Annotated in this window: 13 protein-coding genes; all 13 read right to left on the reverse strand. The window is 64.1% G+C overall.

What is annotated here, in order from left to right; genetic code table 11:
* Positions 1-6 precede the first annotated feature (6 nt).
* The 13 genes from ACTJLC_RS14010 to asd all read right to left on the reverse strand — a co-directional run bounded on the left by ACTJLC_RS14010 (position 7) and on the right by asd (position 15555).
* Complete coding sequence (locus tag ACTJLC_RS14010; protein ID WP_154874642.1) at positions 7-1197, reverse strand: O-succinylhomoserine sulfhydrylase; 1191 nt, start codon at positions 1195-1197, stop codon at positions 7-9.
* Positions 1198-1496: 299 nt separating this feature from the next.
* Positions 1497-3047 (reverse strand): amidophosphoribosyltransferase, encoded by a 1551-nt coding sequence (gene purF, locus ACTJLC_RS14015; RefSeq protein WP_073428591.1) that lies wholly within the window; start codon positions 3045-3047, stop codon positions 1497-1499.
* Positions 3048-3193: 146 nt separating this feature from the next.
* A complete protein-coding gene (locus ACTJLC_RS14020) occupies positions 3194-3688 on the reverse strand; it encodes a CvpA family protein (protein ID WP_073428590.1) in 495 nt (164 codons plus the stop codon).
* Positions 3689-3695: 7 nt separating this feature from the next.
* Positions 3696-4616, reverse strand: coding sequence for an SPOR domain-containing protein (locus ACTJLC_RS14025; protein WP_310130934.1), 921 nt, complete (start codon positions 4614-4616; stop codon positions 3696-3698).
* 29 nt (positions 4617-4645) lie between these two features.
* Positions 4646-5956 (reverse strand): bifunctional tetrahydrofolate synthase/dihydrofolate synthase, encoded by a 1311-nt coding sequence (gene folC, locus ACTJLC_RS14030; RefSeq protein ID WP_310130933.1) that lies wholly within the window; start codon positions 5954-5956, stop codon positions 4646-4648.
* A gap of 304 nt (positions 5957-6260) precedes the next feature.
* A complete protein-coding gene (gene accD / locus ACTJLC_RS14035) occupies positions 6261-7133 on the reverse strand; it encodes an acetyl-CoA carboxylase, carboxyltransferase subunit beta (RefSeq protein WP_073428587.1) in 873 nt (290 codons plus the stop codon).
* An 81-nt stretch (positions 7134-7214) separates the two neighbouring features.
* On the reverse strand, positions 7215-8027 hold the full coding sequence (trpA, locus tag ACTJLC_RS14040) for a tryptophan synthase subunit alpha (RefSeq protein WP_310130932.1): 813 nt from the start codon (positions 8025-8027) through the stop codon (positions 7215-7217).
* A 44-nt stretch (positions 8028-8071) separates the two neighbouring features.
* Positions 8072-8977 carry a DNA-methyltransferase gene (locus ACTJLC_RS14045; RefSeq protein ID WP_310130931.1) on the reverse strand — a complete coding sequence of 302 codons (906 nt, stop codon included), beginning with the start codon at positions 8975-8977 and terminating at the stop codon, positions 8072-8074.
* Between the two features lie 11 nt (positions 8978-8988).
* Complete coding sequence (gene trpB / locus ACTJLC_RS14050; protein ID WP_310130929.1) at positions 8989-10182, reverse strand: tryptophan synthase subunit beta; 1194 nt, start codon at positions 10180-10182, stop codon at positions 8989-8991.
* Positions 10183-10238: 56 nt separating this feature from the next.
* Positions 10239-10937, reverse strand: a complete 699-nt coding sequence (locus ACTJLC_RS14055) for a phosphoribosylanthranilate isomerase (protein ID WP_310130925.1) — start codon at positions 10935-10937, stop codon at positions 10239-10241.
* Positions 10934-11746, reverse strand: a complete 813-nt coding sequence (gene truA, locus ACTJLC_RS14060) for a tRNA pseudouridine(38-40) synthase TruA (RefSeq protein ID WP_310130923.1) — start codon at positions 11744-11746, stop codon at positions 10934-10936. Before truA ends, ACTJLC_RS14055 begins: the two co-directional genes overlap by 4 nt.
* Positions 11743-14295: a FimV/HubP family polar landmark protein gene (locus tag ACTJLC_RS14065; protein WP_440844261.1), complete on the reverse strand. Its 2553-nt coding sequence runs from the start codon at positions 14293-14295 to the stop codon at positions 11743-11745. Before ACTJLC_RS14065 ends, truA begins: the two co-directional genes overlap by 4 nt.
* Before the next feature lie 138 nt (positions 14296-14433).
* Complete coding sequence (gene asd / locus ACTJLC_RS14070; protein WP_310130917.1) at positions 14434-15555, reverse strand: aspartate-semialdehyde dehydrogenase; 1122 nt, start codon at positions 15553-15555, stop codon at positions 14434-14436.
* Positions 15556-15636 lie beyond the last annotated feature (81 nt).

Raw genomic sequence — 15636 nt, forward strand, 5'->3', positions numbered from 1 at the left:
ACTCGATCAACCTGCCAGGCCGCGCGCCAGATCGCCGCGAATGTCGCCGGCGTTTTCCAGACCCACTGCCAAACGGATCAAGCCTTCGCTGATGCCCGCGGCCGCGCGCGCTTCCGGCGTCACGCGAGCGTGCGTGGTGGTAGCCGGATGCGTGATGGTCGTGCGCGTGTCGCCGAGATTGCCGGTGATCGAGCAGATCTTCGTGTTGTCGATCACGCGCCAGGCGTTCGCGCGCATCTGCTCGGGCGTGTCGCCCTTCAGTTCGAACGAGAGAATCGCGCCGCCCGCCTTCTGCTGACGCATCGCCAGCGCATGCTGCGGATGCGATTCGAGCCCAGGGTGGAACACGCGGTTCACGGCGGGATGCGTTTCGAGCCAGCGCGCGATTTCGAGCGCATTCGCCGACTGTTTTTCGACACGCAGCGACAGCGTTTCCATGCCCTTCAACAATACCCAGGCGTTGAACGCGGACAGCGTCGGCCCGGTGCTGCGCACGAACGGGAACACCTTTTCCATGATGAATTTCTTCGAGCCGACCAGCGCGCCGCCGAGCACGCGGCCCTGGCCATCGAGGAACTTGGTGGCCGAATGCATCACGACGTCCGCGCCGAGCTTCAGCGGCTGCTGCAAGGCCGGGCTGCAGAAACAGTTGTCGACCACGAACAGCGCGTTCGCCGCTTTCGCAATCTTGCTGATTGCTTCGATGTCGGCGACTTCGGTCAACGGGTTCGACGGCGTTTCGAGGAAGAACATCTTCGTTTCGGGACGCACGGCATTTTTCCACGCATCCAGATTGGTCGGATCGACGAACGTGGTCGTGATGCCAAACCTGCTGAAGATCTGCGAGAACATGCCGAGCGTCGAGCCAAATAGCGCCTGCGAGCTCACCAGATGGTCGCCCGCCTGCAACGTCGACATCACCACCGACATGATCGCGGCCATGCCCGAAGCCGTGGCCATGCACGCCTCGCCACCTTCGAGCGCGGCCAGCCGGTCCTGGAACATCGTGACGGTCGGGTTCGTGAAGCGCGAATACGTGTAGTTCTCTTCGGAATTCTTGAAGCGTTCGGCGGCGTCCGCGGCACTCGTGAACATAAAGCTCGAGGTCAGGAAAATCGCTTCCGAATGTTCGTTGAAGCCGCTGCGCACAGTGCCCGAGCGGACTGCCAGCGTGTCGAAGTTCAGGGAGTCGTCCATGTTGGTTCTGGTTTCCAATGTTCCGTGGCTGCGTTCGGCGCGCGTGGCTCAGGTGAATGAGCCGTGCGCGAACGGCAGCAACAAAAAAGCCCGCTTTTGCGTCGGCATAAGCGGGCTTCATGTGCGGGGAAAGCTGGAGCGGAGGCGGATGACTGCGGCTTTTCCACCATTCGCTTTAGCTGTTTCGGGTTGCCCCGCGTCCGCAAGCTGAGATCAAATCGACGCAAGCCGTCATGCTAACACGCTCGCGGCGCGGCGTGCAGTGCGCCACTGCCATGCCATGCCGCGAGCGCAACCGTTCAACCCACCGACAGTTGCAGATGCAGTTGCGAACGTGCCGGGCCGCCGCCGTCGATCGCTTCGCTCGCGGCGTCGCGGTCCGATTGCGAGGACGGTGCGAGACGCGCGGTTTCGATGCGATCGAGATACTCGGTGGTGACGTCGCCGGTCACGTAGTTGCCGTCGAAGCAGGACGCTTCGAATTCCTTCAACGCCGGGTTGATGTCGCGCACCGCCTGCTTGAGCGCATCGACGTCCTGATAGACGAGATGGTCGGCGCCGATCATGCGCGCGACTTCATCGTCCGAGCGGCCGTGGGCGACGAGTTCGCCACGGGTCGGCATGTCGATACCGTAGACGTTCGGGAATTTCACCGGGGGCGCCGCCGAAGCGAAGATCACCTTGTTCGCGCCGGCATCGCGCGCCATCTGCACGATTTCATGCGAGGTGGTGCCGCGCACGATCGAGTCGTCGACGATCAGCACGTTCTTGCCCTTGAACTCGATGCCCATTGCGTTCAGCTTCTGGCGCACCGACTTCTTGCGCACCGCCTGGCCCGGCATGATGAAGGTGCGGCCCACGTAGCGGTTCTTGAAGAAGCCCTCGCGGTATTCGACGCCCAGCTTCTTCGCGACCTGCATCGCGGCCGGACGCGACGAATCGGGAATCGGCATCACGACGTCGATCGCGACGTCGGGCAGCTCGCGCTTGATCTTTTCGGCGAGATAGTCGCCCATGCGCAGACGCACGTTGTAGACCGGCACGCCGTCCAGCACCGAATCCGGACGCGCGAGGTACACGAGTTCGAAAATGCACGGGTTCAGGCTCGGGTTCGTCGCGCATTGCTGCGAGTGCAGATTGCCGTCGAGGTCGATAAAGATCGCTTCGCCCGGCGCGATGTCGCGGACGAACTCGAAGCCGATACCTTCGATCGCCACCGATTCCGAAGCCAGAATCCACTCGACGCCTTCCGGCGTTTCCTGCTTGCCGAGGCACAGCGGGCGGATGCCGAACGGGTCGCGGAAACCGAGCAGGCCGTAGCCGGCGATCAGCGAGACGATTGCATACGAACCCCGCACCCGGCGATGCACGCCCGAGACCGCCTTGAACAGCGCGGCCGGATCGAGTTGCAGGCCCGAACTGGAGAGCTGCAATTCGTGCGCGAGCACGTTGAGCATCACTTCGGTGTCGGAATTGGTGTTGATGTGGCGGCGATCGATGCGGAACATCTCATCTTTCAGTTGCTGCCAGTTGGTCAGGTTGCCGTTGTGCGCGAGGATGATGCCGAACGGCGCGTTCACATAGAACGGCTGGGCTTCTTCTTCGCTCGACGCGGAACCGGCGGTCGGGTAGCGGACCTGGCCGATACCGGTCGTGCCGGGCAGGCTGCGCATGTTGCGCGTGCGGAACACGTCGCGCACCATGCCGTTAGCCTTGTGCATGTGGAAATTGCTACCGTTCGCGGTGGCGATGCCGGCGGCGTCCTGACCGCGGTGCTGCAAAAGCAGCAGGCTGTCATAGATCAGCTGATTGACCGGAGAATGGGAAACTACGCCTACGATGCCGCACATGGCATGTCCTTCAAAGGTACGAAATTCGTCATGGCCGCCGGGTGCCCACGGTGTTACGCAATGGTGCGCGTTGCTATGCGCCAGTACTTAGGGCAACCGGTTTGCGCCGGAGTCCTGCTGCGTTCCCTCGCCTGCTCGGCTGATCGTCAAACACGGACGTAGGCAGCAAGCGTTTCCGGAAGCAGCGGTTTCATTACGTGCACGCCCTCGACCGCATAGGGCCGAAGCAAGGCGTTGCGCCAGAATTCCTGTTGCGGCAGTTCGGTCAAGCCTGCAAGGGCGACCAGAATCACCACCAGAACGACCCCGCGCGCGAGGCCGAACATCAAACCGAGCGAGCGGTCCACGCCGCTCAAGCCGGTTGCCTGCACGATACGGCTCAGCAACGCATTCAGCACGCTCGCCACCAGCACCACACCGATCGCGACCAGCGCGAAGGCCAGCAGCCATTGAGTCAACGCACCGCCCGGCCAGGTGGACGGAATGTACGGCACGACATAACCGACGAAGCGGCAAGCAATGAAAAATGCCGCGATCCAGCCGATCAGCCCGAATATCTCGGACAGAAACCCGCGCCACGTGCCGCGCAAGGCCGACAAACCAATCACCGCCATTACAGCGTAGTCGAATGCAGTGAACATCGCTCGCTTACTGTGCGGCGCCGCTGTTCGCGCCCGACGTCAAGCCGGCCTCGCGAACTTTTGCAATCGCAGCGCTGGCGGCCGCACGGTCGGCGAACGGACCGGCGCGCAATAGCGTAAGCGTCGTACCGTCGGCCTGCTTTCGATGTTCGATATATGCGGGCACACCCGCCGCTTTCAACTTGGTTGCCCAATTACGCGCGCTGGCGTCGTTCGCAAATGCGCCCAACTGGACGGCAAAGCGGCTGCCCGGTGGCGATGCCGGCGTGCCGGAATTGGCGTCGGCGCTGGCGGCGGTGGTGTTCGAGTCGTCTGTGTTAGCGGCGGCAGCGGTCGCCGCGCCGCGCGTGGCCGGCGGTTTGGCCGCCGGCTTGGCGGGGGCCGCAGGCGCGATGTTGGCGGCGACGGCCGGTGTTTGCGGTTTCGCTGACGGTTTGGCTGCGGACGCCGCGTTTGTTTCGGCGCTCTGCCCGGTTTGCTGTCGCGCCGCGCCGGATTGCTCACGTTGCGTGGCGGCCGTTGCCGGCGCCGGTGCGAGGCTGGAAGCGGCAACCGCCGCGTCGGGCGTCGGATTGTCGGGTGCTACGCCGGCCTGCGTGTCCTCGTTGGTCCTCGTGGCCTTCGGCGCCGGACGGCTGGGGATGTCGATCGAAATGTCGTCGGTGACGGGTTTGGGATGCGAGTCCAGCACCATCGGCAGGATGACCACCGCCGCCACCACCATCGCGATCGCGCCGACGAGCCGGCGCCGCGCACGCTGTTTTTCCGGCAATGTGGGGTCAAGCAGCATCGCATCGGCATCGACGGTGCGCTCCGTGCGGCGGGTTCGCCGCTCCACGCGCTCGCCCCGGGCCGCACGAGTGGAACTGGTGTTTGCGCCACGCCGGCTAGGCGCGTCGTCTTTCTTGCCGAACGAGAAAATTCCCATGAATCGCTTGGTTCGAGCCTGGCGCTCGTTCAGTGTTGCTGCGATTTACGGTAGGACATGACGCCAGCTACCGTATAGAAACTGCCGAAAACCACGATTCTATCATTCTCTGACGCTCGTTTTAGCGCGTCTTGGAAAGCCTCGGCCGGTGTCGAGTAGCGCGTCACGCTGCTGTCCGCGTCGTCGCTGACGCCGAGGTCACGCAAGGCCGCTTCCAGTTGTTCGGCCGACGCCGCGCGCGGAGTCGGCAGATCGGTCACGCACCAATGGTCGATCTCGCCTTTCAGATGCGTCAGGATGCCGGCGATGTCCTTGTCGCGCATGGCGCCGAATACCGCGTAGGTATAGGGAAAGAAGCCCATGTTGCCGAGATTCTGCGTCAACACGGCGGCCGCGTGCGGGTTATGGCCGACGTCCAGCACGATGGCCGGCTTGCCGGGCAAGACCTGGAAGCGCCCCGGCAATTCGACATTGGCAAGGCCGAGCCGGATGTCCTGCGCCGAGACCGGCAAACGGTCGCGCAGCGCCTCCAGACCGGCCAGCGCGGCCGACGTGTTGATCAGCTGATTCGCGCCGCGCAATGCCGGATAAGCAAGCGCCGAGCGGCGCATGGTCGGGCCGACGTAGCTCCATTGCTGCCGCTCGCTGCCGGCCTGCCCTTCGTAGCGAAAATCGCGGCCGAACAGCCACAGTTCGGCGCCGATCTTTTCGGCTTGATCGATCAACGTTTGCGGCGGCACCGGGTCCGCGCAGATCGCCGGCTTGCCGGGGCGGAAAATGCCGGCTTTTTCGAAAGCGATTTTCTCGCGCGTATCGCCGAGATAGTCCGCGTGATCGATATCGATGCTGGTGATGATCGCGCAGTCCGTATCGATGATATTGACGGCGTCCAGCCGGCCGCCCAGACCGACCTCGAAAATCACCGCGTCCAGTCCGCGCGAGGCGAACAGGCTCATGATCGCCAGCGTCGTGAATTCGAAGTAAGTCAGTGAGACCGGTTCGGCGAGGCTCGTGCGCGCGGCTTCGACAGCTTCGAAGTGCGCGAGCAGATCGGCGTCGCTCGCCATTTCACCGTTCACGCGCGCCCGCTCGTTGAACGACAGCAAATGGGGCGACGTGTGGCAGCCCACCGTGAAACCCGCGCGCAGCAGAATCGATTCGAGAATCGCGCAGGTGGAACCCTTGCCGTTCGTGCCGCCCACCGTGATGACCGGGCACGCGAACGACAACTGCATCGCGTCGCGAACCTGGCTGATGCGCGCCAATCCCATGTCGATGCCGACCGGATGCGCGGATTCGAGGTGCGTGAGCCACGCGTCGAGGGTGGGGAATGTGGTCATCAGGTGAATCGCGAGTGAATCGGTTAGGCAGTGTGACGGAGGTGCGCGGGTCGGCCGATTGCCCGGCGCGGCGCGCCATGGCGGCGCTCGAACAATCGCTCGGCAGCGCCTGTCTTGCAGACTTTATGCGCACAAAACCGCATCTGGCCGCGCGAGCAACCGGCGCTCGGCGCTCGATTGCGAGACCGTGATTATCGCGGAAATGACAGCGCGCCGCTTGATTGCTCATGCGGCGCGCTATTTTTTGACTGCTTCCTGACGATGACCGCGCTCGCACGGCGCGGCGGCCAATGGCGATCGCGGCTTAGGCGACCGCGTCCGCCGGTTGATGGCTCAACAGTGCCATCAGTTGCGCCAGTTCCTCGCGCAGCTTGCGACGGTCGACGATCATGTCGATCGCGCCCTTCGTTAGCAGGAACTCGGCGCGCTGGAAACCTTCCGGCAACTTTTCACGCACGGTTTGTTCGATCACGCGCGGGCCGGCAAAGCCGATCAGCGCCTTCGGCTCTGCGATCACGACGTCGCCGAGGAACGCGAAGCTTGCCGACACGCCGCCCATGGTCGGATCGGTCAGCACGGAGATGAACGGCAGCTTGGCTTCGGCGAGCTTGGTGAGCATGGCCGTGGTTTTCGCCATTTGCATCAGCGACAACAGGCTTTCCTGCATGCGCGCGCCGCCCGAAGCGGTGAAGCAGATGAACGGCACTTTCTGTTCGAGCGCGTTCTGCGCGCCGCGCACGAACCGTTCGCCGACCACCGAACCCATCGAGCCGCCCATGAACGAGAACTCGAAGCATGCGACCACCACCGGCAACGTGTGGATAGCGCCGCCCATCACGACCATTGCGTCGGTTTCGTCGGTGTCGTCCATCGCCTCTTTCAGGCGATCCGGGTACTTGCGGCTGTCCTTGAACTTGAGCGCGTCCACCGGGACGACTTCCTGACCGATTTCATAGCGGCCTTCGGCGTCGAGCAGGCCGTCGAGCCGCTCACGCGCGCCGATGCGCATGTGATGCTCGCACTTCGGGCAAACGTGCAGATTGGCCTCGACGTCGTTGCGATACAGCACGGCTTCACACGACGGGCACTTGATCCACAGGCCTTCCGGAATCCCCTTGCGGTTCTTCGGGTCGGTTTGTTTGATTTTCGGCGGCAGCAGCTTGTCGAGCCAGCTCATATTGAATCCTTCTGGGGTCAGCGGTTGCGCAAACGGCGGGACGAACCCACCGCTCACACTTCAGACGACAAAAAATGACTGTTATCGGGCAGTCGCGACGCTATCGAGCGCCTCGCGCACTTCGGCGACGAAACGCGTGAGCGTCTCGGCGGCGGCTTCCGGGGCCGCTTGTTCGAGCAATTGCACGATACGGCTACCGATCACGACGGCATCGGACACCTCCGCCACCAGACGCGCCGTTTGCGCGTCGCGGATCCCGAAACCGACGCCCACCGGCAGGGGCACGCGCGACTTGATGGCCGGGATTTTACTCGCGATGCTGGAAACGTCCAGATTTGCCGCTCCGGTCACGCCTTTCAGCGAGACATAGTAGACGTAGCCGCTGGCGATCTTGCCGACTTCCGCGATGCGCTCATCCGTCGAGGTGGGCGCAAGCAAAAAGATCGGATCGATGCCTGAGGAGCGCATCTGTTCGGCGAACTTGACGCACTCTTCAGGCGGGTAGTCGACCACCAGCACACCGTCGACACCGGCTTCCTTTGCCGCCCTGGCAAAGGCCTCGGTGCCCATGCGCTCGATTGGATTGGCGTAGCCCATCAAGACGACGGGCGTCTTGTCGTTGGTCTCACGGAAACGCTTGACGTCGGCGATTACATGGTGCAGCGAGACGCCCTGCGCCAACGCGCGCTCGGACGATTGCTGGATGACCGGGCCGTCGGCCATCGGGTCGGAAAAGGGCACGCCGAGCTCGATGACGTCCGCACCGCCAGCGGCAAGCGCGTGCATGAATTCGACCGTACGGGCCGGATCGGGATCGCCGGCCGTCATGAACGGAATCAGGCCTTTCTTGCCTTGGGCGGACAGTGCGGCAAACGTATTCTTGATACGGGACATGGAAATATTCTCGGTTTTGGGCTACTGCGCTTGTTGCACGTTGCTCATTGCACTTCGGTCTGCCGTTGAGTTTTGGTTTTGACCGAGCGGGGCGCGGCAGGGGCTGCCGCGGCACTGACGCGTTCACGCGCTATCGCACAGTAACTTTCATTGATCTCATAGCCGACGAATTCGCGCCGCTGACGGGCGCAAGCGACTGCGGTCGTGCCGCTGCCCATGAACGGGTCGAGAACGCGCCCGCCCTTTGGGCAGCTTGCCAGCACCATGCGCTCGACAATTTCCAGAGGCTTCTGGGTGGGATGATCGACGCGCTCGGCATGTTGCCGATGCAGCCGCGATACCGACCAGACGTCCTTCGGGTTATAGCCGAGCTCCAGCCACTTGCTGCCTTCGAACAATTTACGCGAACGCGCCTTCTTCGTGACGGCATCGTACGGGATGCGGACGGGATCGAGGTCGAAGTAGTAATCCTTCGACACCGCGAAAAAGCCGATGTTGTCATGCACCGAGGTAAATCGGCGCACCGTCCCGCCCATGCTCGGCACGCGCCGGTCCCAGATGATTTCGTTGATCATCGTGAGTTTGGTCTTCAGATAGCTGAAGATTTCCGGGGCGTACTGCCATGTGCAGAAGATATAGAGCGAACCCGACGGCTTTAGCTTCGGGATAGCCAGCTCGAGCCAGCCACGCGTCCAGGCGAGAAAATCGTCGCCGCTTCGCATGTCGGAGTCGTTGCCATAATCCTTTCCGAGCCCGTAAGGCGGGTCGCAAAGGATCAGGTCGATCGACCCGTCGGGAATGTTCGCCACATCGGTCAGGAAATCGCGGTTCAACAGCTGGATGCCGGCCGGCACCTGCGGCAGCAGGGATGCAGGTGCCTCGGCCGCCGGTGTTACGGCGGCCGGCGTGGATTCAAGCGCCGGCTGCGGCTCGTCGAACTCGTCGCGCATCGTCGCGGCGCTCAGAACTGAATGCCCGATCGCTCGGCGACCGTATGCATGTCCTTGTCGCCACGGCCCGACAAATTGACTAGCAGCACTTTGTCCTTGGGCAACGTCGGCGCGAGTTTCGCGGCGTAGGCCAGCGCATGGCTGGATTCCAGCGCCGGAATGATGCCCTCGATGCGGCAGCAATCGTGAAACGCCTTGAGCGCTTCCTCGTCGGTGATGCCGACGTATTGCGCGCGATTGCTCTCTTTTAGCCACGCATGCTCCGGGCCGACGCCCGGATAGTCGAGACCCGCCGATACCGAATGCGTCTCGATGATCTGACCGTTCTCGTCTTGTAGCAGATAGGTGCGGTTGCCGTGCAGCACGCCGGGACTGCCGCCGATCAGGGAGGCTGCGTGACGACCGGTTTCGAGGCCGTCGCCGGCCGCTTCCACGCCGATCAGCTTCACCGAAGCGTCGTCGATGTACGGGTAAAAGATACCCATCGCATTCGAACCTCCGCCAACGCACGCGATGACGGCGTCCGGCTGGCGGCCGACGAGTTCGGGCATTTGCACCTTGCATTCGTCACCGATCACCCGCTGGAAGTCGCGCACCATCATCGGATACGGATGCGGTCCCGCCACTGTGCCGATGATGTAGAACGTGCTTTCGACGTTCGTCACCCAGTCGCGCATCGCTTCGTTGAGCGCGTCCTTCAACGTACGCGAGCCCGACTCGACCGGCACGACGGTCGCGCCGAGCAGCTTCATGCGGTACACGTTCGCAGCCTGGCGGCGAACGTCTTCCGAGCCCATGTAGACCACACACTCCATGCCGAAGCGCGCTGCGATGGTCGCCGTGGCGACGCCATGCTGGCCCGCGCCGGTTTCCGCTATCACGCGCGGTTTACCCATCCGCTTGGCGAGTAGCGCCTGGCCAATCACGTTGTTGATTTTGTGGGCGCCGGTGTGATTCAAGTCTTCCCGCTTGAGGAAAACTTGCGCGCCACCCAGCATTTCGCTCCAGCGCTGCGCGTGATAAATCGGCGACGGACGGCCGACGAAATACTTCAATTCGCGCTCATACTCGGCGACGAATTCTGGGTCTTTCTGGTATTTCGCGTAGGCGGTGCGCAGCTCGTCGAGTGCGTGAACCAGCGTTTCGGCGACGAAAATGCCGCCAAATTGGCCGAAATGGCCTCTTTCATCAGGCAAGTTGTACATGTGATCACTCTCAGTGTGGCGCGCGGCCTTGCTATGCGAAAACCGCGCCGCCGGAGTCATTCGGCGTCCGCTGCGCGCACCGCGCGTACGAACGCCGCCATCCGGGCGTGATCCTTCACGCCCTTGGCGCCCGGCACTTCGATGCCGCTCGAGACATCGACCGCGTACGGGCGCACGTGATGGATCGCATCACTGACGTTTTGCGCGTTCAACCCACCACTCAAAACGGCCCGACGCGCGAGCTCTGCTGGAATAAGTGACCAATCGAAAACCTTCCCGCCACCGCCATAGCCCTCGACATGGGCGTCGAAGAGAAAGCTGCTGGCTGCTGAATAGTTAAGCGCCGATTTTACCAAATCGGCCGGCTGAGTATCCGCCGCAACGCGCAGCGCACGCAACCAAGGCAAACCCGCAACGCCGGCGAGCGATTCGCACTGTTCCGCCGTCTCGTCGCCGTGAAACTGCAACAATGTCAGCCCGACATTGCTCGCGACTTCGCGAATCCAGTCGGGCGTGGCGTTGACGAACAAACCCACCACCGACACGAACGGCGGCACGTCGCGCACCAGTTCGACGGCCTGCGCGACGCTCACCGAGCGCGGGCTCGGCGGATAAAAGACGAGGCCGATTGCGTCGGCGCCGAGTTCGATCGCGTGGGTCACATCCTCCGGCCTGGACAACCCGCACAGTTTGATGCGCGTGCGATGCGGCACGGCGGCACCGGTTTCGTCCGGTAGTTCGTCGGTTGAGTTCATGTCTTCGGTTGCTCGGTCCATACGGTGCTCCACGGCACGCTGCCCGTTTGCGGCGCGGGCACGGCGAAATGCTCAGGATAGCCCACCTGTGCGAGATACAAGCCGTCCGGCATGAAGGTCGGTGCGGCGTATTCGCGGTCGCGGCTCGCCAGAACCTCGGCCATCCATTCGGCCGGGCGACGGCCGCGGCCGATGTAGACCAGACAGCCCATCAGGTTGCGCACCATATGATGCAGGAACGCGTTCGCCCGGAAGCGGAAATGGATGAAGTCGCCCTGCCGCACGACGTCGATCTGATACAGATGCTTGAACGGCGTCTTCGACTGGCATTGCGACGAACGGAACGCCGAAAAATCGTGCTCGCCGATCACATGCGCGGCGGCAGCGCGCATCGCGTCCACGTCGAGCGGCGTGTGCACCCAGCCGGCCCGCGTCGCCAGCATGGGCGAGCGCACCGGATGAACATACAGAACGTAGTAATAAGTCCGCTCGAACGCCGAGAAACGCGCGTGGAATTCGTCGGGCATCGGCTTGGCCCACTGCACCGCAATCGTCTTCGGCAGGAACGAATTGGTGCCGCGAACCCAGGAAACGTCCGCGCGATCGAGTTCGGTATCGAAATGCACGATCTGGCCGAGACCATGCACGCCCGTGTCCGTGCGACCCGCGACGACGGTTTGCACCCGCGTCTGCGCGAACTCGCGCAGCGCCCGTTCGAGTTCGTCCTGCACGGTCTGGCCGTGCGGCTGCGACTGCCAGCCGAAGAATGCCGAACCGTCGTACTGGACGCCTAGTGCAATACGCTTCACGACAACGGTGCGAGCGTCGAGAGCAACGCGCGGGCCTCGGTGCGCGTGGCCGGGTCGTTTGCCTCGATGACTTCGTTGATGAGCGCGCGGGCGCCGGATAGATCGCCGAGTTCGATGTATTCGGCGGCAAGGTCGAGCTTGTTGCGGGCGATGCGGACGAGATCGGCCTGGGTAAACGCCGGCAACGGCTGAGCCGGACTCGGCGGCAATTCGAGGTCGAAATCGAGCTTCAAGGCCCCGAAGCCGGCCGCGCCGAGACCCGCGATGGCGGCGTGACGCCCGGTGCCGGCGGCAATTTCGTCGGCGATATGTGGGGCGTCTTCCTCGTCGTGCGGTACGGCCGGATGCTGTGGGGCCGCTTCCGGCGAAGTCGCGGCACGCACGCTTTCCGCACCCGGTTCGGCGCGAGGCGGCAACGGCATGTCGAGACTGCCGAATGCGTCGACAGCGTCGCGCGGGAATTCGGTCGGCATGGCGGGCGCGGGCTGAGCTTGCGACACGGGCGCGGGCTCGAACGCCGGCGTGCCGCCTGGCGTCGCTGTTTGCGTCGACGGTGGCTGCTCGTCGGACGGTTGATAGGGGGGTTCGATGTGCGCTGTTTCCTGATGCGCTGGCGGGGCGCTCTCAGGCAGAGGAGGCGCTGAGGTCTCGCTGTATGGCTCGCCGGACGGCGAAGTCGTATGCGGCTCGACGTGTTGCTTCGCGAAGCCGGTCGCCTGTGACTGTACGTTCAGAGGCTCGTGCGGTTCGCTCGTCAACCGTGCATCTGCATCCTGCGTTGTAGCTGGCGCGCCCGGTGTGGGTTCGTCAGTTGCGACGTGTTCTGCTGCTGCGTGTTCTGCTGCTACGTGTTCTGCTGCCGCACGCTCTGCCTCAGCACGTTCCGCCTCAGCACGTTCCGCCTCAGCACGTTCCGCCTCAGCACGCTCCGCCTCAGCACGCTCCGCCTCAGCACGCTCCGCCTCAGCACGCTCCGCCTCAGCACGTTCCGCCTCAGCACGCTCCGCGGCCGCCTGCTCTCCCGCCGCTTGTTCCGCCGCTGCCTTCTCCGCCGCAACACGCTCTGCCGCCGCCTGCTCCGCCAACGCACGTTCCGCCGCCGCTGCTTGTTCCACCGACGCCGCCTCCGCCGCAAGGCGCTCTGCCTCCGCCCGCTCAGCAGCTTCGCGTGCCGCCGCCTCCCTCGAGGCCGCCCGGAGAATTTCCGCCTCGCGCTCCGCTGCGATCCGCTCCGCCATCTCGCGCGCCGCCGCCTCGCCCTCGGCGGCTTCGCGTTCAGCGGCGGCAAGCGCCGCCGCCTGCCGCACCGCGTCGTCGTCGCTTACATCCGACGCCTCACGTACCGGAGTCGGCTCATGGGCCGACTCGACCTGATGCAAATCCGCGCTTTTCGCCGATGCCGGCGCCGCGGCTTCGGCATCCGCCGACGCAGCTTCCGCCGCGGCAAGCCGCTCGCGCTTAGCCCGCCGCAGACGCAAGGCTCCCAGCAGCACGACCAGCGCAGCGCCAATCGCTGCCGCCACGCTCAAACTCGTTTGTGACATGCCGGCTTCGTTCGATGCCGGGATCGCCGCGCCGCCGTGGCCCGACACAACCGCGGCGGCTGAAGCGCCAGCCGCCGGCTGCGCGCCGCTCGTCGACGCAGTGCCCGTGGCCGCCGGCGCGCCACCGATGCCATGCTTTTGCAACTCCATCAACACGCGGTTTTTCAACGCCAGCAATTGCTGCAGGCTGGACACCTGCGCGCGAGGCTGCGATGCGGATTGCACGGCTGACGCCACCGGGGCGGCCCCTGCGATGGCTGCCGATGCGCCTTCGGCAGCCTCGCTGGCCGAGGGCTGGATCGATCCGGACCAGACATGCGCGCCGCCGGCGGCCGACGCCGCCGTCTGCGAACCTGCGAGCGGCGCCGACGACGCGGCTCCGCTCACCGCCGCGCCGCCCGGCGTCGTCGGGCTTGCCTCGCTCGCCGCACTGCCCGCTCCCGAAACCGCGGGCGCGGCCGGCGCCGCAGCCGCATTGACCTGCGAAGCGCCGCTCGCCGCCCCGACCGCCACCGCTGCATTCGGCGCCGAAGCAGCCGCGGCCGCGGGAGCCGAAGCGGCCGACGCCGCCGTGGTCGCCGACGCGCCAGAGCCCGCAGCCGCCGCAGAAGCCGCCAGCGCACCCGACGCATCCAGTGCCGGCACGGTCAACACCGCACCCACGCGCATCCGGCTCGGGTCATGACCCATGAAAGCGCCCGGATTCGCGTCGAACAACGCGCGCGTCGCGCGTGCGAGCGTCGCCCGGTCGCGAGACTGGGTGACGGCGATCGCGACGTCGTTCAACGACTGTCCGGGCTTCACCGTATATTGGCCGCCGGCCGCATAGGAAACTGAAGCGGCGTCCGGCGCGCTCGCCGCCTCGACGGGCGCCGCGATTGCGCCGCTGACGCCACCACCAGTCAGCGCAAGCGCCAAAACGACGGCAGCCGCCAATCGACCCGTCAATCGGCCTGTAACTCGATGAATGAACATAGCCCGAAGGGAAGAGAGTCGAAGATTCATCGGGACTCCTGGCGCGTCAGCGCGCAGCCCTTTTTTGCGGTTGGAAGGAGACAAGATAATCGGAGCACACAATGAAAAAGCGCCGCGCAAGCGCGACGCTTCTTGAGTTTTCTACGCGTCGTGAGCGCGTAGTTTACTTTACTTGTCGAGCACAATGCGAAGCATACGACGCAATGGTTCGGCTGCGCCCCACAGCAACTGGTCACCGACCGTGAAGGCCGACAGGTATTCGCCGCCCATCGCCAGTTTGCGCACGCGGCCGACCGGCACGGTCAGCGTGCCCGTCACCACTGCGGGCGACAGATCGCGCATGGATGCTTCACGTTCGTTCGGCACGACCTTGACCCAGTCGTTGCCCGAGGCGAGGATGCTGTTCACTTCGTCCAGCGGCACATCCTTGTTCAGCTTGATGGTGAGCGCCTGCGAGTGGCAGCGCATCGCGCCAATCCGCACGCACAGGCCGTCTACGGGCATCGAGCCCGGCGTGCCCATGGCCGGCTTGCCGAGAATCTTGTTGGTTTCCGCGCCGCCCTTCCACTCTTCCTTCGACATGCCGTTGCCGAGATCCTTGTCGATCCACGGAATCAGCGAACCGGCGAGCGGCACGCCGAAGTTGTCGGTCGGCATGCGGTCGCTGTTCATCGCGCTCAGCACGCGACGGTCGATGTCGAGAATCGCCGACGACGGATCCGCCAGATCTTCCTTGGCCGCACCGTAGAGCGTGCCCATTTGCTGCAGCAGTTCGCGCATGTTCTGCGCGCCCGCGCCCGAAGCGGCCTGATACGTCATGGCCGTCATCCAGTCGACGAGGTTTTCGCGGAACAGGCCGCCCAGCGCCATCAGCATCAGGCTGACCGTGCAGTTGCCGCCGATGAAATTCTTCTGGCCCTTGACCAGTGCATTTTTGATTACGTCGAGATTGACTGGATCGAGAATGATGACCGCGTCATCCTTCATGCGCAGCGACGAAGCCGCGTCGATCCAGTAGCCATTCCAGCCCGCCGCACGCAGCTTGGGGAACACTTCGTTCGTGTAATCGCCGCCCTGACAGGAGATGATCGCTTCACACTTCTTCAGGTCTTCGATGCTTGTCGCATCTTTGAGCTTGGTCTCGTTTTTGGCGAACGACGGCGCGTTGCCGCCCGCATTGCTGGTGCTGAAAAACACCGGTTCGACCAAGTCGAAATCGCCTTCCTGCTGCATACGCTGCATCAGGACGCTGCCGACCATGCCGCGCCAACCTACGAGACCTACGTTCATGACTTCATACCCTTCGAGTGGAGACTTCCCCGCATCTTTGCCCGCAGTGACCGCGCGGGGAAGATGAGCGGGCACGACGGA

Source organism: Paraburkholderia sp. 22099 (assembly GCF_052045835.1).
GTDB classification, from domain to species: domain Bacteria; phylum Pseudomonadota; class Gammaproteobacteria; order Burkholderiales; family Burkholderiaceae; genus Paraburkholderia; species Paraburkholderia terricola.